Below are 18236 nucleotides of genomic sequence, written 5' to 3' on the forward strand. Positions count from 1 at the left end.
GCATGCACTGTCTGGTCTTCCCCGGCCAAGGCGTACAGCGCAGAGGCATGGGAGGGGAACTGTTCGAGCGGTATCCGCGGGAGACCGCGGCCGCGACCGAGTCGCTCGGCTACTCCGTGGCGGACCTGTGCCGCGACGACCCCGACGACCGGCTCGCCGACACCCGCTACGCGCAGCCGGCCGTCTTCCTCGTCAACGCGCTGTCCTGGATGGACCTCGAGCGCGCCGGCCGGCGGTACGACTACTTCGCCGGGCACAGCCTGGGCGAGCTCAACGCGCTGGTGGCCGCCGGCGTCATCGACCTGATGGACGGCCTGGCGCTGGTCCGGCGCCGCGCCGAGCTGATGGCCGGCGTCACCCGCGGCGCGATGGTCGCGGTGGTCGGGCCGAGCCCGGCGCAGGTCGAGACGGTGCTGCACGGCGCCGGGCTCAACCTGGTGCACGTCGCCAACCGCAACAGCGACCAGCAGGTGACGGTGGCCGGGGACCGGCCGCAGCTGGCGCTCGCGGTCAAGGCGCTGCGCGGACGGGGCGCCCGGGTCCTGCCGGTGTCCGTCAGCGGTCCGTTCCACACGCCCCTCATGGCCTCGGCCGGCCGGGCGTTCGCGACGGTCCTGCGCGAGTACGAATTCCGCGCCGGGCACACGCCGGTGATGTCCAGCGTCACCGGCGCCCCGTTCGTCCCGGACCAGGCGGTCCGGCTGCTCAGCGGGCAGATCCACCGCCCGGTGGAGTGGGTGCGCACGGTCCGGGCCCTGCGCGCGGCCGGCGTCACCCACTTCGACGAGGCCAACGGCACCACCCTCACCGCTTTCATCGCACGGATCGCCGCACAGCCGACGGAGGAACTCGTATGACCACGGACATCGCTGTCGTCGGACTGTCCGTCGAAGTGCCGGACGCGCCGGACCAGCACGCGTTCTGGGACATGGTCCGCACCGGCCGCAGCCTCACCCGGCCGTTCCCGGCGCGGCGGCGCCGGGAGATCGAGGAGTACCTGCGCTACCACTGGGAGTCGGCGCTGGTGCCGGACGCCGAGGAGCGGGTCGACTTCCACGACGGCAGCTTCCTGGACCGGGTGGACCTGTTCGACCACGCCTTCTTCGGCATGACCCCGAAACAGGCCGCGGTCACCGACCCGCACCAGCGGCTGGTCCTGCGCACGATGTACCGCGCGCTGGAGGACGCCGGCTACACCGGCGAGCGGCTGGCCGGCAGCCGCACCGGCGTGTACGTCGGCTACGCCGGCAACCCCGGCGGGTCGTACCTGGACTACTTCTGCCGCATCGACCCCGCGCTGGGACAGCTCGGCATCACCGGCAACATCGTCACGATGCTGGCCAACCGGCTCTCGTACCTGCTCGACCTGCGCGGCCCCAGCATGGTGATCGACAGCGCCTGCTCGGCGTCGCTGCTGGCGCTGCACCAGGCCAGGTCCGCGCTGCTGCTGGGCGACTGCGAGATGGCCGTGGTGGCCGGCACCCGGATCGTGATGGCGCCGGTGCGGCACCCGCACACCCGGATCGGCATCGAGTCGTCCGACGGCGTGACCCGTACGTTCGACGAGGGCGCGGACGGCACCGGCTTCGGCGAGGGGTCCGGGGCGGTCGTGCTCAAGCGGCTGGACCGGGCGCTGGCCGACGGCGACCAGGTGTACGCGGTCGTCAAGGGCAGCGCGGTCAACCACGACGGCAGGTCCGAGATGATGACCGCGCCGGACTCCCGCGCCCAGGCCGACCTGCTGGAGGCCGCGTGGCGGGACGCGGGCGTGGATCCCCGCACGATCGGCTACCTGGAGGTGCACGGCACCGCCACCAAGGTCGGCGACCCGATCGAGTTCGAGGGACTGCGGCGGGCGTTCGCCGCCCGGACCGACGACCGGCGCTTCTGCGCGGTGGGCACGGTGAAGGCGAACATCGGCCACCTCTTCGAGGGCTCGGGCGTGATGGGCGTGATCAAGGCCGCGCTCGCGCTGCGGCACCGGGTGATCCCGCCCCTGGCGAACTACGAGCGGCCGAACACCGCGATCGACCTCGACGACGGCCCGGTGTACGTGCCGCGGGAGGCCCACGCGTGGCCGGAGGGGGACGGCCCCCGCCGCGCCGGAGTCAGCGCCTTCGGCCTCGGCGGGACCAACGCGCACGTCGTGCTGGAGGAGTTCACCGCGGCGCCGGCCGAGTCCGCCGAGGACCGGCCGCCCTACCTGTTCACGCTCAGCGCGCAGAGCCCGGCGTCACTCGGCCGGCTGGTCACCCGCTACCGCGAGGCGATCGACGGCGGCCGGATCGACGGGAGCGTCCGGGACGTGTGCTGGACGTCGAACGTCTCCCGCGCCGGACACCGGCACCGGCTCGCCTACACGGTCGCCGACCTGGCCGGGCTGCGGGCGGCGCTGGCGGCCACCGAGGCCGGCGAGGTGCCGGACGCCGCCGGCACCGACGCCGCCCGCGCCTGGACCGCCGGCGCCGACCTCGACCTGCGGGCGCGGTACCACGGGCCGGCTCCGCGGACCGTGCACCTGCCGCCGTACGAGTTCGACGAGACCCGCGCCTGGGTCGACTTCCCCGACACCTGGCGCGACCGGTTCGCGCTGGCCGCGCCGCGGGCCGAGCACCCGCTGACGCACGAGGTGGGGTTCGCGCCGGCGCCGCTCGCCGGGCCCGGTGGCCCGTCGGCCCGCGTGATGGCGCTGGTGGGCCCGGACGCGGCCGACGCCGTGGCCGCCGCCCTGCCGCCGGACGCGGTGCTGCGCACGCCGGGCGCCGCGGACGCCGACCCGGACCGGCTCGCCGAGGAGCTCGTCGACGAGGGCTGCACCCACCTGGTGTACGCGCTCGCCTTCGACGCCGAACCGGCGGACGGTCCCGCGGAACTGGACCGCCGCGTCGACGAGCACCTCACCGGCCTCTTCCGGCTGGCGAAGGCGCTGATGCACGCGAGCGCCGCGGTCGACCTCGTGGTGCTGACCCGGCGGGCGCTGGCGGTCGTGCCCGGCGAGCCGGGCGTGGTCGCGGAACACGCGGCGCTCGCCGGGCTGGCCAAGGCGATCGGCCGGGAGTACCCGTACGTGACCGTCCGGCTGCTCGACGTCGACGACGCGGTGCCGGCCGCGCTGCTGCGCACGGAGATCCTCGCCCCGCAGGCCGGCGTGTACGCGCTGCGCGGCACGGACAAGTACCGCGAGTCCTTCGCCGAGCTGCCGGAGATCCCGGCGGTCCGCGACGCGTACCTGCGGCCCGGCGGCGCGTACCTGATCACCGGCGGCCTCGGCGGCATCGGCCTGGAGACGGCCCGGCACTTCGCGGCCGGCGCCCCCGGCGTCCACCTGTACCTCCTCGGCCGCACCGCCCTGCCGCCCGAGGCCGAGTGGGACGCGGTCGCCGCCGACCCGCAGCACCCCGCCGCGGCGCGCGTCACGGCGGTCCGCGAGATCACCGCGCTCGGCGCCGACGTGCACCCGGTGGCCGCCGACGTCGCCGACGAGGCCGCGCTGGCGGACGTGCTGGCCGCGATCCGCGCCGCGCACGGCCGGGTGGACGGCATCGTGCACGCCGCCGGCGTGCCCGGCGACAACCTCATCGCGTACCGGGAGGCCGACGAGTTCGCGTCCGTCCTGCGGCCGAAGCTGCGCGGCGCGTTCCTGCTGCACCACCTGACCCGGGACGACCGGCCCGACTTCGTGCTGCACATGTCCTCGGTGGCCGCGGTGTTCCCGGCCCTCGGGCAGGCCGACTACGCGGCCGCCAACCTCTACCTGGACCACCTGGCCCGCACGCTGAACACGCCGGAGCACCGCGTGGTCAGCGTCGACTGGGTGGCCTGGCGGGAGGTCGGCATGGCGGTCGCCACCGGCGTCAGCGAGGACCTGGTGTTCCGGTCGCTGCGCACCCGTACCGGCCTCGGCCTGATCGACGCGGCGCTGCGCGGGGACCGGGCGGGGTTCTTCGCCGGTGAGATCAACTACGGCAGCGACCTGATGAGCGTACTGCCGACGTACCACGTCGCCCTGTCCACGGACATCGAGGGCAAGATCGAGACGGGGCTGGCGGCGCTCGAGGAGCGGTCCAGGCAGAGCCTCGCCCGCGTCCGCGAGGCCGTGGAGTCCACCGAGGTGCGGCTCACCGGGCGTCCGGACGACGGGTACACCGACCGGGAACGGATGGTGGGCCGCTGCCTGGCGCACACCCTCGGCCACCCGGTGATCGACGTCCACGCCGACTTCCGGGACCTGGGCGCCGACTCGATCATGGCGCTGACCGTCGGCAACAGCATCTCCGCCTGCCTGGGCCGCCAGTTCGACGCCGTCGACCTGATGAGCGAGCGCACCGTGGCCGCCGTCGCCCGGCTCATCGAGAACAAGTACGACACGGGCGCGCCGGACGACGACGACGGCGACGACGCGTGGCTCGACGAACTGCTGACCATGCCCGGAGACTGACGTGCCGGACCTGACGCGGGGCCCGGTCCTGACCGGCATCGTCGGCGTCGCGGCCCCGCTGGCCCTGGCCAATCTGCTCCAGCAGGGCTACCTGCTGGTCGACAGCGCGGTCGTCGGCCGGTACGTGGGCGTCACCGGGCTGGCCGCGCTGGGCGCGGCACAGCCGCTGTACGCGATCCTGACCTCGCTGTTCACCGGTGTCTCCGGTGCGTTCACGGTACGGCTCGGGCACCTCGCCGGCGCCGGGCGGCGCGACGACCCGAGCGCGCTGCTGGCGCTGGCGGCCTGCACCGCGGTGTGGTCGGCGCTCTGCGCCGCGGTCGCGGTCCTGGCCACGGAGCCGCTGCTGGCGCTGACCGGCGTGACCGGCGAGGTCGCCGCCGAGGCCCGCACCTTCGTGGTGACGCTGTGCTCGGGCATGGTCGCGGTCTACGCGCTCGGCGCGGTGTGCGCGGTGCTGACCGGCCGCGGCGACGTCCGCAGGGCCACCGCCTTGATGATCGCCGCGAGCGTGCTGAACGCGGTGTTCGCCTGGCTGTTCGTGGGCCCCTGGCGGCTCGGGATGGCGGGCGCGGCGCTGGCCGTGGTGGCCTCCAACGCGCTGACCGCGGTGGTCGGCCTGACCCGCCTGGTGCGCGAGCAGCGCCGGCCGCGGCCGGCCGGGGCGGACGGGACAGCCGGGCCGACCGCGGTCACGGCCGCCTCGGTGCGCGCCGAGGTGCGGCGCGGCCTGCGGATCGGCACCCCGATGGCCGTGCAGTACCTGCTGATCGGCGTCGGCGTGCTGGTGCTGGTGTGGATCATCACGCCGTTCGGCGAGGAGGCCCTCGCGGCGCTGACCGTCGTCGCCCGGCTGGAGCTGCTGACCAGCGTGCTGTTCCTCAACCTGTCCGGCGCGCTGATGGTGTTCACCGCGCAGAACACCGGCGCCGGCCGGGCCGCGCGGGTCCGCGAGGGGGTCCGTCGCTCCGTGTGGCTGGGCGTCGCGCTCACCGCGGTGGTGTCCCTGCTGCTGCTCGTCGGACGCGGGCCGATCGCCGCGCTGTTCTCCGGCAGCGCCGAGACCCGGCTGGTGACCGAGCGGTACATCCTCATCACGGCGCCGTTCTTCCTGTGCTACACGCTGACGGTCGTGCTGCACGGCTGGTTCAACGGCATCGCCCGCACCGTCGTGCCGCTGATCTGCACGGTGGCGTCGCTGGGCGCGGTCCGGCTGCCGTTGTCGTACGCGCTGGGCCACGCGTGGGGGGTCGACGGCATCATGTGGGCGACGGTGATCGGCTGGGCGGTGGGGCTGGGCTACACGCTGCTGGCCACCCGGCACGCGGTGACCGCGCCGCGGGCCGGCCCCGACGGGGACGCCGGCCCGGTGGCGCAGCCGGACGGGAGGGCCGTCCGGTGATCCGGTCGTTGTTCGTCAGCGACGTCCTGCCCCGCCGCCCCGCCGGCGGCGCGGTGCAGCGGATGGACCTGGTCACCGGGGCGCTCGCCGAACTGGGTCCCGTGGACGCGCTCTTCCTCGCGCCGCCGGACACCGTGCCGCCGCCGGACGAGACCGTCCGCTTCGCCCGCACCGGGGTCGCCGCCGTACCGCCGTACACGGGCGCCCGCGCCTTCCTGGAGATCGCCGCGCGCGGGCCGTCCGCCGCCTACGCCGGTCACCAGCGGCGCACGCTCGCGCCCGTCCTGCCCGACTGGTCGACCGGCACCCGCTACGACCTGGTGTGGTTCAACCGGGAACGCTCCTGGCTGCCGCTGCGCGGACGGTTCACCGGCCGCACCGTCGTCGACGTGGACGACTTCGAGGACGTGCTGATCCGCCGCTGGGCACGGCTCGGCCGGGGCGTGTGGGACGTGCCGCTGACGCCGTGGCAGCGTGTGCAGGCACGGCGTTCGATCGCCTGGTGGGGCCGCGTCCACCGGCGGGTGGCGCGGGAGGCGGACGTGGCCGTGGTCGCCTGCGCCCGCGACGCCGCCCGGCTGGACGCGGGGCGGACGGTGGTGGTGCCGAACACCTACCCCGCCCGCCCGCCGGGGCCGCCGCGCACCGGCGGCGCGACCATCCTGTTCCAGGGCTCCTTCGACTGGGCGCCCAACGCGGACGCCGCCGCCTGGCTGACCGGTGAGATCCTGCCGCTGATCCGCGAGCGGGTGCCGGACGCGACGGTCGTGCTGGCGGGCGCGTCCACCCCGGAGGTCTCCGCGCTGGCGGGCCCGCACGTCGAGGTCACCGGCGCGGTCCCGAGCATGGCGCCCCACCTGCGCGCCGCCGGCCTGGTCGTGGTCCCGCTGCGCGTGGGCAGCGGGACCCGCATCAAGATCCTCGAGGCGTTCGCGCACGGCGTGCCGGTGGTCAGCACCACGATCGGCGCCGAGGGCCTCGACGTGGTCCCCGGTGAGCACCTGGCCCTCGCCGACACCGCCGAGGACCTGGCCCGGCACTGCGCGGACCTGCTCACCGACCGGGCCCGCAGGGACGCGACGACCGCCGCCGCGAGCCGGCTGCACGCCGGCCGGTACCTGCCCGAACACGCGACCGCCCGCGTGCGGGAGGCGGCCCTGCGGGCGGTCGCGGGGTAGCACCGGGGCGGCCCGGACCCGGCGGCGGGGCCCTTCAGGGGTGCTGTCGGCGAATCCGGCCACAGGCCGTCGAGGGAGCGGACGTCCCGATGGAACGGACGTCCCGGTGGAACGGCAAGCCGACGGAGTGCCGGAGCCTCCCCTCCCCCACATTCGAAACTTTCGTGATGGCCTCACGTGCTTGCGCCCCACCTCAACCCGAACCCCTCTTCACCCCGCCCATCGATTCGCGTGATAGGCGGTTTGAACAGGGAAGATGTATTCATCAAGCGCATCCTTGAGCACAGAGATGTTTCCGAAAGAAGGTCGAAAGTGTTGACAGGAGCATGAAGCTCTCAGAACACTGAGGCCGCCGAAGCAGAAGACCGCGTTCCCCTCGCGTCCCGCGACGAGGGCCTGGTCGCTCGGTACCGCACAACGGCGGGCGCCCCCGCCGCGCGTTTCTCGCAAGGCCGCCGGGCGGCAGAAGGCCGTGCGGCCCCCACCTGCCTTGATCGGAAGGAAACAGCATGCACCAGGACGGCACGCAGCAGGACCAGGCCCAGCAGGCGATCATTCCCCCCGGCCTGGGCCGCCGGGGCTTCCTCGGTGGCGCCGGCGCCGCCGCGCTGGCCACCGCGACCGGGCTCCTGCTGCCCGGCACCGCCCACGCCGCCACCACCATCACCACCAACCAGACCGGTACCGACGGCCTGTACTACACGTTCTGGACCGACGGCGGCGGCTCGGTCTCCATGACCCTCAACGGCGGCGGCAGCTACAGCACCAGGTGGACCAACTGCGGCAACTTCGTCGCGGGCAAGGGCTGGGCCAACGGCGGGCGCAGGACGGTCCGTTACACCGGGTACTTCAACCCGTCGGGCAACGGCTACGGCTGTCTCTACGGCTGGACCTCGAACCCGCTGGTCGAGTACTACATCGTCGACAACTGGGGCAGCTACCGGCCCACCGGCGAGTACAGGGGCACCGTCTACAGCGACGGCGGCACGTACGACATCTACAAGACGACGCGGTACAACGCCCCCTCCGTCGAGGGCACCCGCACCTTCGACCAGTACTGGAGCGTCCGCCAGTCGAAGGTGACCAGCGGCTCCGGCACCATCACCACCGGCAACCACTTCGACGCCTGGGCCCGCGCGGGCATGAACCTCGGCCAGTTCAGGTACTACATGGTCATGGCGACCGAGGGCTACCAGAGCAGCGGCAGCTCGAACATCACCGTCAGCGGCTGACGCCGGCCTCCGGGGCCGGCACCATCACGACGAAGGAGCCGGCCCCGGACAGTCGACCCCGCTGCGCGAGACCGCCACGACTGGAACGGGTTCGTCGGTGAGGGCGGCCCGGTGTCGATGGAGAGCTGCCAGGTCGTGCCGGTCGAAGGGTGACTGCTCCAGCCACTTGACGGAGCCGGGGAAGAGCAGCTCCTTGGCGATGGGGGCGCGGTCCGCATCAACGACGTCGGTCTCGACGTCGTTGGTGCTCCGCGAACCGCTCGGCCGATCGCGACTTGCCCACCCGGCGCCGCCCACGCGACATCACGCACCGACCGGGCCGCTCCCCGCCCACCCCCGCCGACCTCCACGCATGTCACCAACAATGATGTCAGTGACATGGAAGTCAGCGCACAGCCTTCGCCGGCTGTCGCCCTTGGTCACGGTCTCTGCTCGTATCGGAGCCATGAAGAGGACGTCGGAAGCGTCGTTCACCCGTGTGTGTCCTGCCGCCCGGGCTCTGAGCAGCACTCGTCCCGGCACGGGAAAGACCAGGGGCCCGCCCCCGGAGGGTCGGGCCCCTTCCGACCTGTGTGTCCGCCAGGTCAGCGAAGTGGTGCCAAGTCACCGATCACACGTTGAAGCGGAACTCCACCACGTCCCCGTCCTGCATCACGTACTCCTTGCCCTCCATGCGGGCCTTGCCCTTGGCGCGGGCCTCGGTGACCGAGCCGGTTTCGACCAGGTCGTCGAAGGAGATGACCTCCGCCTTGATGAAGCCCTTCTGGAAGTCGGTGTGGATGACACCGGCGGCCTCGGGGGCGGTGGCGCCCTTCTTGATGGTCCAGGCGCGGGATTCCTTCGGTCCTGCCGTGAGGTAGGTCTGCAGGCCGAGGGTGCGGAAGCCGACGTGGGCGAGGGTGGCGAGGCCGGGCTCCTCGGCGCCGACGGACTCCAGCAGCTCCATCGCGTCCTCCTCGTCCAGCTCGGCGAGGTCCGCCTCCAGCTTGGCGTTGAGGAAGATCGCCTCGGCGGGGGCGACCAGGGCGCGCTGCTCGTTCTTGAAGTCCTCGTCGGTCAGCTCGTCCTCGTCGACGTTGAAGACGTAGAGGAAGGGCTTCGTCGTGAGGAGGTGCAGGTCGTGGAGGAGTTCCGAGCGCTCGGTGCCCTGGACGATGCCCTGGGAGAAGAGGGTGTCGCCCTTCTCCAGGATTTCCTTGGCCTCCTCGACCGCCTTGACCTTCGGCGCGATGTCCTTCTTGATCCGCGACTCCTTCTGGAGGCGCGGCAGGACCTTCTCGATGGTCTGGAGGTCGGCGAGGATCAGCTCGGTGTTGATCGTCTCGATGTCGTCCTTCGGCGAGACCTTGCCGTCGACGTGCACGACGTTCTCGTCCTTGAAGGCGCGGATGACCTGGCAGATCGCGTCGGACTCGCGGATGTTCGCGAGGAACTTGTTGCCGAGGCCCTCGCCCTCCGACGCGCCGCGCACGATGCCGGCGATGTCGACGAAGTCGACGGTGGCCGGGAGGATCCGCTGGGAGCCGAAGATCTCCGCCAGCTTGGTCAGGCGGGGGTCGGGGACGCCGACGACGCCGACGTTCGGCTCGATCGTGGCGAACGGGTAGTTGGCCGCCAGCACGTCGTTCTTGGTCAGGGCGTTGAACAGGGTCGACTTGCCGACATTCGGCAGACCGACGATTCCGATCGTGAGCGACACGTTGCGACTTCCCGTACGTGAGGATGAGGGGCGAGGACCGGCCGACTGGGCTGCGTGGGCCGATCCACCAGTCTACGGCGTGCCCGCCCACGGCCCGGCGGACCTGTCGAACGTCCGGCCGGACCGCGATCCCCGGCGTGTCTGACGGGTGGTTCGGCACATAAAACGACCTACGTTGGTGCAGTGGAGCAACACAGGACGCGACCCGCGCGGTACGGACGGTACGGACCGCGACGTGACAGGCCGGCCGGGTCTGCCAAGCCGCCGCTGCCTCCGCAGGCGGGGCGGGCGACGGGGGGAGGGGTCGCGCGGACCGCCCGGCCCGTCGGTCCCGCCCGGGTGCCGGAGCGCCGGCCCGCTCCCCCGCCCGCGGTCCGGCGGCTGCCCAACCCGCGGCTCACCGGGCTGGGCTCGAGCCTGTTCTGCGGGCTGGTGATGCTCGTACTCGGTCTGCTGACCGAGGCGCTGTTCGGGGCGTCAGGGACCGTGTACGGCGTGCTCTTCCTGCCGGTGTGCGTGCTGACCGCGCTGTGGGTGCGCGAGGGGGACCTGCTCATCGCGCCCGTCGTGGTGCCGATCGCCTTCGCCGTGGGGCTGGTCCCGCTCTCCGACGAGGGGGGCGGCGGCACCGCCGACCGGCTGATGGGGATGGTGACGGGCCTCGCCACCCAGGCCGGGTGGCTCTACGGCGGGACGCTGGTCGCGAGCCTGCTCGTGCTCGGCCGCAGGGTGCGCCGGGTGCGCGAGATCAACCGGCGCGCCGCGCGGAGCCGCCCCCGTCCCTGATCTCCCTCAGGCGCCCGTCGCCGCCCGCATCGCCGCTCCCACGATGCCCGCGTTGTTCTGGAGCTGGGCCGGGACGATCTCCGCCTTGATGCCCTGGATGCGGTCCAGGAACTTGTGGGACTTGCGGCTGACGCCGCCGCCGATGATGAACAGCTCGGGCGAGAACAGCATCTCCACGTGGGCCAGGTACTTCTGCACCCGGTGCGCCCAGTCCTCCCACGACAGGTCGTGGTCCTCCTTGGCCTTGCTGGAGGCCCGCTTCTCCGCGTCGTGGCCGTGCAGCTCCAGGTGGCCCAGCTCGGTGTTGGGGACGAGGACGCCGTCCACGAACAGGGCGCTGCCGATGCCGGTGCCGAAGGTCAGCAGGATCACCGTGCCCCGGTGGTGGCGTCCGGCGCCGAAGTGCATCTCGGCGACGCCGGCCGCGTCCGCGTCGTTGACCACCGTCACCGGCAGGCCGCCGAGCCGGTCGCCGAGCAGCACGCGCGCGTCGGTGTCGATCCAGCTCTTGTCGACGTTGGCCGCCGTACGGATCGTGGTGCCGCCGGTGACGACACCCGGGAAGGTGACCCCGACCGGTCCGGTCCAGCCGAAGTGGTCGACGACCTGCTTCACGCCGTCGGCCACCGCGTCCGGTGTGGCCGGGTGCGGGGTGAGGACCTTGCAGCGCTCCTGCGCCAGGTCCCCCTTGTCCAGGTCGACCGGGGCACCCTTGATCCCGGAACCGCCGATGTCCACGCCGAAGATCTGCATGGCCCTACGTTACGACGTAGGACGGACAGTCACGTCAGTCGGCCTCCGTGACCGTCACGCCCGCTCCGCCGTCACCGCGCGGGGTCCGCCCCGGAGCCGCCGCGCTCGGCCACCAGGGCCGCCGCCTCCTCGCGCAGGTCGCGGCGGAGTTCCTTGGGCAGGGAGAAGATGATGGACTCCTCGGCCGCCTTGACGAGCTCGACGTCCTCGAAGCCGCGCCCCGACAGCCATTCGAGGACCTGCTCGACGAGGATCTCCGGCACCGAGGCGCCCGAGGTGACGCCGACCGTGGTCACGCCCTCCAGCCAGGCCTCGTCGATCTCGTCGGCGAAGTCCACCAGGTACGCCGCGCGGGCGCCGGCCAGCTTGGCGACCTCCACCAGCCGCTTGGAGTTGGAGGAGTTGCGCGAGCCGACCACGATCACCAGGTCCGCCTCGGCGCCCATCTGCTTGACCGCGAGCTGGCGGTTCTGCGTGGCGTAGCAGATGTCGTCGCTGGGCGGGGAGATCAGCTGGGGGAACTTCTCCTTGAGGGCGTCGACGGTCTCCATGGTCTCGTCGACGCTCAGCGTGGTCTGGGAGAGCCAGACGACCTTGGAGGGGTCGCGGACCTCGACCTTCGCCACGTCGCCCGGCCCGTCGACGAGCTGGATGTGGTCGGGGGCCTCGCCGGAGGTGCCGATGACCTCCTCGTGGCCCTCGTGGCCGATCAGGAGGATGTCGTAGTCGTCGTTCGCGAAGCGGACGGCTTCCTTGTGGACCTTGGTGACCAGCGGGCAGGTGGCGTCGATGGTGGCGAGCCGGCCTCGCGCGGCCTCCTCGTGGACGACGGGGGCGACGCCGTGCGCGGAGAACATGACGATGTTGCCCGGGGGCACCTCCTCCGTCCGTTCGACGAAGATCGCGCCCTTCTTCTCCAGGGTCTGCACGACGTATTTGTTGTGCACGATCTCGTGCCGGACGTAGACGGGAGCCCCGTACTGCTCCAGGGCCTTCTCGACGGCGATCACGGCGCGGTCCACCCCCGCGCAGTAGCCACGGGGGGCGGCGAGCAGGACACGGCGGCCAGGCGAAGCGGTCATGCGTCCCATCGTAAGGCCGCGCTCGGGGGCGCGGTCACGGTGCGTTGTCGGTGGGGCGCACTACTCTCGCGGACATGGCTCTCAACACGTCTGCGGAAGCGCCGCTGCCCGTCGGTGAGGTGTCGCGGCTGATCGGGGGGTGGATCGACCGGCTCGGCGCGGTGTGGGTCGAGGGGCAGATCACCCAGTTGTCGCGGCGGCCGGGCGCCGGGGTGGTGTTCCTGACGCTGCGCGACCCGTCGCACGACATCTCGGTGGGCGTGACCTGCTACCGGCAGGTGTTCGACGCCGTCGCGGACGTGGTGAGCGAGGGCGCGCGGGTGGTGGTGCACTGCAAGCCGGAGTGGTACGCGCCGCGCGGGCAGTTGTCGCTCAGGGCCGCCGAGATCAAGCCGGTGGGGGTCGGGGAGCTGCTGGCGCGGCTCGAGCAGCTGAAGAAGTCGCTCGCGCGGGAGGGATTGTTCGCGCCGGAGCGGAAGAAGCCGCTGCCGTTCCTGCCGCGGCTGATCGGGCTGGTGTGCGGGCGCGCCTCGGCGGCCGAGCGGGACGTGCTGGAGAACGCGCGGCTGCGGTGGCCGGCCGTCCGTTTCGAGGTGCGCAACGTGCCCGTGCAGGGGGTGCACGCGGTGCCGCAGGTCGTCCAGGCCGTGAAGGAGCTGGACGCGGTCGACGACGTGGACGTGATCATCGTGGCGCGGGGCGGCGGCAGCGTGGAGGACCTGCTGCCGTTCTCCGACGAGCAGCTGGTGCGGGCGGTGGCGGCGTGCCGTACGCCGGTCGTCTCCGCGATCGGGCACGAGCCGGACAGCCCGCTCCTCGACCACGTGGCCGACCTGCGCGCCTCCACACCGACCGACGCCGCCAAGAAGGTGGTGCCGGACGTGGGCGAGGAGTACGAGCGGGTGCGGATGCTGCGCGACCGCGCGCGGCGTTCCGTCCGGGCGCTGCTGGACCGGGAGGAGCGCGGGCTGGCGCACGCGCTGGCCCGGCCCTCGCTGCAGGATCCGCACCGGATGGTCGACGCGCGCGCGGAGGAGGTCACGGCGCTGCTGGAGCGGAGCCGGCGCAGTCTGCGGTACCGGCTGGACCGGGCCGACTCCGAGCTGACGCACACGCACGCGCGCGTGGTGGCCCTGTCCCCCGCCGCGACGCTGAAGCGCGGGTACGCCGTGCTCCAGCGGGCGGACGGGCACGCGGTGCGGGATCCGGCCGAGGTGGAGGCCGGTGAGACCTTGCGGGCGCGGGTGTCCGAGGGCGAGTTCACAGTTCGAGTCGATACACAGGTCGATACACAGAGGGTGGACGGATGACCGGCAAGACGGAGCAGACGGCGGCGGCGACGGCCGAGGCGCTCGGGTACGAGCAGGCGCGGGACGAGCTGATCGAGGTCGTACGACGGCTGGAGGCGGGCGGTACGACGCTGGAGGAGTCCCTCGCGCTCTGGGAGCGGGGCGAGGAGCTGGCCGGGGTGTGCCGGCGCCGGCTGGAGGGGGCGCGGGCCCGGCTGGACGCGGCGCTCGCGGAGGAGGAGAAGGAGGAGGGCGGGGCGGAGGACTCCGGGAAGGCCTGAGGTGTGAAGTGGATCACCGGGCTCCGGATTTAGTTGAGCGTTGAACTTCATAGGCGTACGGTCGAACCCGTCAACCGGTCCGTGGTTCCTACACGGACATCCGTGGTCCCTCCACGGACAGACGGGCCGACGTACCCCCCGAGAAGGTTCACGCATGTCACTCGCCCTTGACCCCGCCGCCCAGGACCTGCTGTTCCGCGAGGCGCGCACCGCCAACACGTTCACCGACGAACCGGTGACCGACGAGCAGGTGCGGGCGATCTACGACCTGGTCAAGTACGGCCCCACCGCCTTCAACCAGAGCCCCCTGCGCGTCACCCTGGTCCGCTCCCCCGAGGCCCGCGAGCGTCTCGTCCGGCACATGGCGGAAGGCAACCAGGCCAAGACGGCCGCCGCCCCGCTGGTCGCCGTCCTGTCCGCGGACAACGAGTTCCACGAGGAGCTCCCCGCCCTGCTCCCGCACTTCCCGCAGGCCAAGGACGCCTTCTTCAGCGAGCGCCCGGTGCGTGAGGGTTCCGCCCTGGTGAACGCCGCCCTCCAGGCCGCCTACTTCATCGTCGGCGTGCGCGCCGCGGGCCTGGCCGCCGGCCCGATGACCGGCCTCGACTTCGAGGGCCTCCGCAAGGAGTTCCTGGACGACGACCACACCCCGCTGATGGTCGTCAACATCGGCCGCCCCGGGCCGGACGCGTGGTTCCCGCGCTCCCCGCGGCTGGAGTACGAGCAGGTCGTCACCACCGTCTGAGCGTCAGTACGGCGCACATGGGGCGGGGGGGGGGGGGGGGGGGGGGGGGGGGGGGGAAGAACCCCCCCCCCCCCCCCCCCCCCCACCCCCCCCCCCCCCCCCCCCACCCCCCCCCTCCCCCCCCCCCCCCCCCCCCCCCCCCGGGCCCCCGCCCCGCATGCGTCCACGCCCCGCTCACTCCGTGCGCAGCGCCCCGGCCATCTTCTCCAGCTGGCCGAACGATGCCGTGCCGGTCACCACCGTGGTCGAGCCCTCGGCGTCCTCCAGCACCAGCGCGTCGTAGTGGTCGCCCTCGTAGCGCGTCCAGGTCCTGCCGTCGATCTGCCGCGTGGTCCCCGTCTTCGCGGCACCCTGCGTCCTGTCCTCGATGAACTCCGACCGCTTGCCCGTGGACTGCTCGACCGCCACGTACTCCCCGTCGGGGGCGCGGAAGCCGAGGTGCCAGGCCTCGGACTCGGTGCCCCGGTAGCGGACGGAGGTGGGCTTCCACGCCTCGGACAGGCCCTCCGGCGCGGCGACGGGGTAGGAGGCGGCCCGGCGGGCCGTGAGCAGGTCGACCCGGTAGTCGACCCGCTTGAGGTCGGGTTCACCGTCCTCGTGCGGGATGAACAGCCAGGCCACTCCCGCCACGAGCATGATGAGGGCCAGGGAAAGGATCATGTCCCGGGCCGTTTTCTGCACGCTCTTCGTTCCTGCCACGCCCCCTATCGTCGCAGGTGCCCGGTGCGCTCATCCGTGGGGGGCCCTGCTCATTTTGTCGGACTGGCGATAGAGTCGTGCCCCACACCCTCATCCGGCCGTCGTCGTACAGAAAGGTGCGCTCCGATGACCGAACACCATCACTTGCCGTCCGAGCTCGATGTCCCGTCCGAGGCCCCCGACCGCAACCTCGCCCTGGAGCTCGTACGGGTGACCGAGGCGGCGGCCATGGCCGCCGGCCGCTGGGTAGGGCGCGGCGACAAGAACGGCGCCGACGGCGCCGCGGTGCGCGCCATGCGCACCCTCGTCTCCACCGTCTCGATGAACGGCGTCGTCGTCATCGGCGAGGGCGAGAAGGACGAGGCCCCGATGCTCTTCAACGGGGAGCGCGTGGGCGACGGGACCGGCCCGGAGTGCGACATCGCCGTCGACCCGATCGACGGTACGACGCTGACCGCCAAGGGCATGACGAACGCCATCGCGGTGCTGGCCGCCGCCGAGCGCGGCTCGATGTTCGACCCGTCGGCCGTCTTCTACATGGACAAGCTGGTCACCGGGCCGGAGGCCGCCGACTTCGTCGACATCAACGCGCCGGTGAGCGTGAACATCCGGCGGGTCGCCAAGGCCAAGCGGGTCACCCCCGAGGACGTCACCGTGGTGATCCTCGACCGGCCGCGGCACGAGGGCATCATCAAGGAGATCCGGGAGACCGGGGCGCGCATCAAGCTGATCTCCGACGGCGACGTGGCCGGCTCGATCCTCGCGCTGCGCGAGGGCACGGGCATCGATCTGCTGCTCGGCGTCGGCGGCACCCCCGAGGGCATCATCTCGGCGTGCGCGGTGAAGTGCCTGGGCGGGACCATTCAGGGCAAGCTGTGGCCCAAGGACGACGAGGAGCGGCAGCGGGCGGTCGACGCGGGGCACGATCTGGACCGGGTGCTGACGACCGACGACCTCGTCGCCGGGGAGAACGTGTTCTTCGTGGCGACCGGGATCACCGACGGTGAGCTGCTGCGCGGGGTGCGGTACCGGCCGGAGACGGCCACGACCGATTCGATCGTGATGCGGTCGAAGTCGGGGACGGTGCGTCGGATCGACTCCGAGCACCGGCTCTCGAAGCTGCGGGCGTACAGCGCGATTGACTTCGATCGCGCCAAGTGAAACGTCACTTCGGGGCGGGGGCCTGCGGCGCGTGGGTGAGTGCGGGTGCGTTGTGGCTGGTCGCGCAGTTCCCCGCGCCCCTAAGCGTGTAGTCCTACCCTGCGCCTGAAAGGGCGCCCCCTGTGCGGAGGGGGCGCCCACGCGGCGGAGCCGCACATGTCACAGCCCCGCGCCCCTAAGCGTGTAGTCCTACCCTGCACCTGAAAGGGCGCCCCCTGTGCGGAGGGGGCGCCTTTTCTTGTTGCTTGTGCGGGGGTCAGCCCGCTGCCGCGATGCGGCCCGGGCGGGGGGTTTTCTTCAGTTCCATCTCGCGGCGCCTGCGGCGGGCCAGGACCACTCGGCGTTCGGCGGCGGTGAGGCCGCCCCAGACGCCGTAGGGCTCGGGCTGGAGCAGGGCGTGCTCGCGGCACTCGACCATCACCGGGCAGCGGGCGCAGACGCGCTTGGCCGCCTCCTCGCGGGAGAGCCGGGCGGCGGTGGGTTCCTTCGAGGGTGCGAAGAACAGCCCCGCCTCGTCGCGCCGGCACACCGCCTCGGTGTGCCAGGGGGCGTCCTGGTCCCTGTCCCGCGCTGCCGCTCGCTGGGCCGGGACAGCGGCTATCTGCAGGGACGAATGCGGCGGTTGCAGCACGGTCTACTCCTGACGACGGCTTCGCAAGCGAGACACGATGCAGCAAGGCTTACCCGATGTGCGCGAGCCTATGCACTGAGTTCCGAACCGCCCGGTGGCCCGTCAGTGGCCCAGGTGCCTGCGCATGCTCCTGTCGACCTTGCGCTGCACCCGGTCGAGGATGTCCGCCACGAGCTTGCCGCGCTTGGGCCGCGCCTCGACGCTGCCCAGCACCGCCCAGCCGTCGACGTAGACCACCGGGGCCTCGTCGTCGGTCGCGTCGAGCGTGTCCACCTCGAAGGCGCCGAGCACGCCGCCGCCCATGCCGCGCAGCGACACGTTCTCCGGGACGCGGATCTCGACGCTGCCGAAGACGGAGAACGCCTTGATCATGACCTGCTGGTGGTCGAACAGCGCCTCGCTGAGGTCGATCTCCACGCTCCCGAAGACCGCGTACGCGTGGATGCGGCGGCCGGTGCGCCAGCGGCCCTTGCGGGTGGCGGCGCTGAACACCGCGACCACGTTGTCATCGGGGTCCATCGGGATCGCGCCGGTGGTGGGGCGGCTGGGGGCGGAGGCGTGTGCCGCGCGCCGCTGGTGGGCCGCCGGCAGGTCCTGGACGAACACCTCCAGCTCCCCGACCGTCTTGGCGGCCAGCACGCCCTCGACGCGCTCCGCGTGCTCGTCGGCGGTGAGGCGGCCCTCGGCGAGGGCCTCGCGCAGGAGGTCGGCGGTACGGTCCCGGTCGGCGTCGGAGGCGCGCAGCTCGGCCGTCCGCGGTGCCGTGTCCGGCTGCTGGGCGTGCTTCTGAAGGTCCACGGCGACAGCGTACCGAAACGCGATAGATCGCGACTACCCCCCGACGGGGACAACTGAGGACA

At 72.6% G+C, this 18236-nt stretch carries 16 protein-coding genes and 1 pseudogene; 10 read left to right on the forward strand and 7 right to left on the reverse strand.

Annotated elements, in window-relative coordinates:
* The first annotated feature begins 2 nt into the window (after positions 1-2).
* The 5 genes from ACZ62B_RS05605 (at position 3) to ACZ62B_RS05625 (ending at position 8250) form a co-directional block, all read left to right on the forward strand.
* Complete coding sequence (locus ACZ62B_RS05605; RefSeq protein WP_468727152.1) at positions 3-857, forward strand: ACP S-malonyltransferase; 855 nt, start codon at positions 3-5, stop codon at positions 855-857.
* Complete coding sequence (locus ACZ62B_RS05610; RefSeq protein ID WP_469689323.1) at positions 854-4438, forward strand: SDR family NAD(P)-dependent oxidoreductase; 3585 nt, start codon at positions 854-856, stop codon at positions 4436-4438. The genes ACZ62B_RS05605 and ACZ62B_RS05610 overlap by 4 nt, the downstream gene beginning before the upstream one ends.
* A gap of 1 nt (position 4439) precedes the next feature.
* The gene (locus ACZ62B_RS05615) at positions 4440-5840 is read left to right on the forward strand and encodes an MATE family efflux transporter (protein ID WP_344566927.1); all 1401 of its coding nucleotides are present in this window, start codon (positions 4440-4442) and stop codon (positions 5838-5840) included.
* Positions 5837-7018 (forward strand): glycosyltransferase, encoded by a 1182-nt coding sequence (locus ACZ62B_RS05620; RefSeq protein WP_344566925.1) that lies wholly within the window; start codon positions 5837-5839, stop codon positions 7016-7018. The genes ACZ62B_RS05615 and ACZ62B_RS05620 overlap by 4 nt, the downstream gene beginning before the upstream one ends.
* Before the next feature lie 509 nt (positions 7019-7527).
* On the forward strand, positions 7528-8250 hold the full coding sequence (locus ACZ62B_RS05625) for a glycoside hydrolase family 11 protein (RefSeq protein WP_344566923.1): 723 nt from the start codon (positions 7528-7530) through the stop codon (positions 8248-8250).
* A 24-nt stretch (positions 8251-8274) separates the two neighbouring features.
* On the opposite strand, the pseudogene ACZ62B_RS05630 reads toward ACZ62B_RS05625, so the two are convergent.
* Both ACZ62B_RS05630 and ychF read right to left on the reverse strand, forming a co-directional pair.
* Positions 8275-8496, reverse strand: a pseudogene (locus tag ACZ62B_RS05630) (ATP-binding protein); the annotation flags it as partial.
* Between the two features lie 364 nt (positions 8497-8860).
* Positions 8861-9949: a redox-regulated ATPase YchF gene (ychF, locus tag ACZ62B_RS05635; protein ID WP_344566907.1), complete on the reverse strand. Its 1089-nt coding sequence runs from the start codon at positions 9947-9949 to the stop codon at positions 8861-8863.
* Between the two features lie 183 nt (positions 9950-10132).
* Here ychF and ACZ62B_RS05640 point away from each other — a divergent pair, with 183 nt between their 5' ends.
* The gene (locus ACZ62B_RS05640; protein ID WP_468886809.1) at positions 10133-10735 is read left to right on the forward strand and encodes a DUF6542 domain-containing protein; all 603 of its coding nucleotides are present in this window, start codon (positions 10133-10135) and stop codon (positions 10733-10735) included.
* Between the two features lie 6 nt (positions 10736-10741).
* Here ACZ62B_RS05640 and ppgK read toward each other — a convergent pair whose 3' ends face one another.
* Together ppgK and ACZ62B_RS05650 are read right to left on the reverse strand one after the other, a co-directional pair.
* A complete protein-coding gene (gene ppgK / locus ACZ62B_RS05645; protein ID WP_073932256.1) occupies positions 10742-11488 on the reverse strand; it encodes a polyphosphate--glucose phosphotransferase in 747 nt (248 codons plus the stop codon).
* A 71-nt stretch (positions 11489-11559) separates the two neighbouring features.
* Positions 11560-12579, reverse strand: coding sequence for a 4-hydroxy-3-methylbut-2-enyl diphosphate reductase (locus tag ACZ62B_RS05650; RefSeq protein WP_468727163.1), 1020 nt, complete (start codon positions 12577-12579; stop codon positions 11560-11562).
* Between the two features lie 65 nt (positions 12580-12644).
* On the opposite strand from ACZ62B_RS05650, the gene xseA reads away from it, so the two are divergent.
* The 3 genes from xseA (at position 12645) to ACZ62B_RS05665 (ending at position 14885) form a co-directional block, all read left to right on the forward strand.
* Positions 12645-13880, forward strand: coding sequence for an exodeoxyribonuclease VII large subunit (gene xseA / locus ACZ62B_RS05655; RefSeq protein WP_344566895.1), 1236 nt, complete (start codon positions 12645-12647; stop codon positions 13878-13880).
* Complete coding sequence (locus ACZ62B_RS05660; protein ID WP_344566893.1) at positions 13877-14140, forward strand: exodeoxyribonuclease VII small subunit; 264 nt, start codon at positions 13877-13879, stop codon at positions 14138-14140. Before xseA ends, ACZ62B_RS05660 begins: the two co-directional genes overlap by 4 nt.
* A gap of 154 nt (positions 14141-14294) precedes the next feature.
* On the forward strand, positions 14295-14885 hold the full coding sequence (locus ACZ62B_RS05665) for a malonic semialdehyde reductase (RefSeq protein WP_344566891.1): 591 nt from the start codon (positions 14295-14297) through the stop codon (positions 14883-14885).
* 174 nt (positions 14886-15059) lie between these two features.
* Here ACZ62B_RS05665 and ACZ62B_RS05670 read toward each other — a convergent pair whose 3' ends face one another.
* Positions 15060-15584 carry a DUF4245 domain-containing protein gene (locus ACZ62B_RS05670; RefSeq protein WP_468725834.1) on the reverse strand — a complete coding sequence of 175 codons (525 nt, stop codon included), beginning with the start codon at positions 15582-15584 and terminating at the stop codon, positions 15060-15062.
* 126 nt (positions 15585-15710) lie between these two features.
* Between ACZ62B_RS05670 and glpX the strand changes: the two genes are divergently transcribed.
* Positions 15711-16745: a class II fructose-bisphosphatase gene (gene glpX, locus ACZ62B_RS05675; RefSeq protein WP_073932250.1), complete on the forward strand. Its 1035-nt coding sequence runs from the start codon at positions 15711-15713 to the stop codon at positions 16743-16745.
* A 256-nt stretch (positions 16746-17001) separates the two neighbouring features.
* On the opposite strand, the gene ACZ62B_RS05680 is transcribed toward glpX, so the two are convergent.
* Positions 17002-17376, reverse strand: coding sequence for a WhiB family transcriptional regulator (locus tag ACZ62B_RS05680; protein WP_073932249.1), 375 nt, complete (start codon positions 17374-17376; stop codon positions 17002-17004).
* Between the two features lie 102 nt (positions 17377-17478).
* Entirely contained in the window at positions 17479-18174 is a 696-nt protein-coding gene (locus ACZ62B_RS05685) for a DUF1707 SHOCT-like domain-containing protein (protein ID WP_344566886.1), read from the reverse strand.
* Positions 18175-18236: the final 62 nt, after the last annotated feature.

The sequence above is a fragment of the Streptomyces sp. NPDC053426 genome (assembly GCF_055585405.1).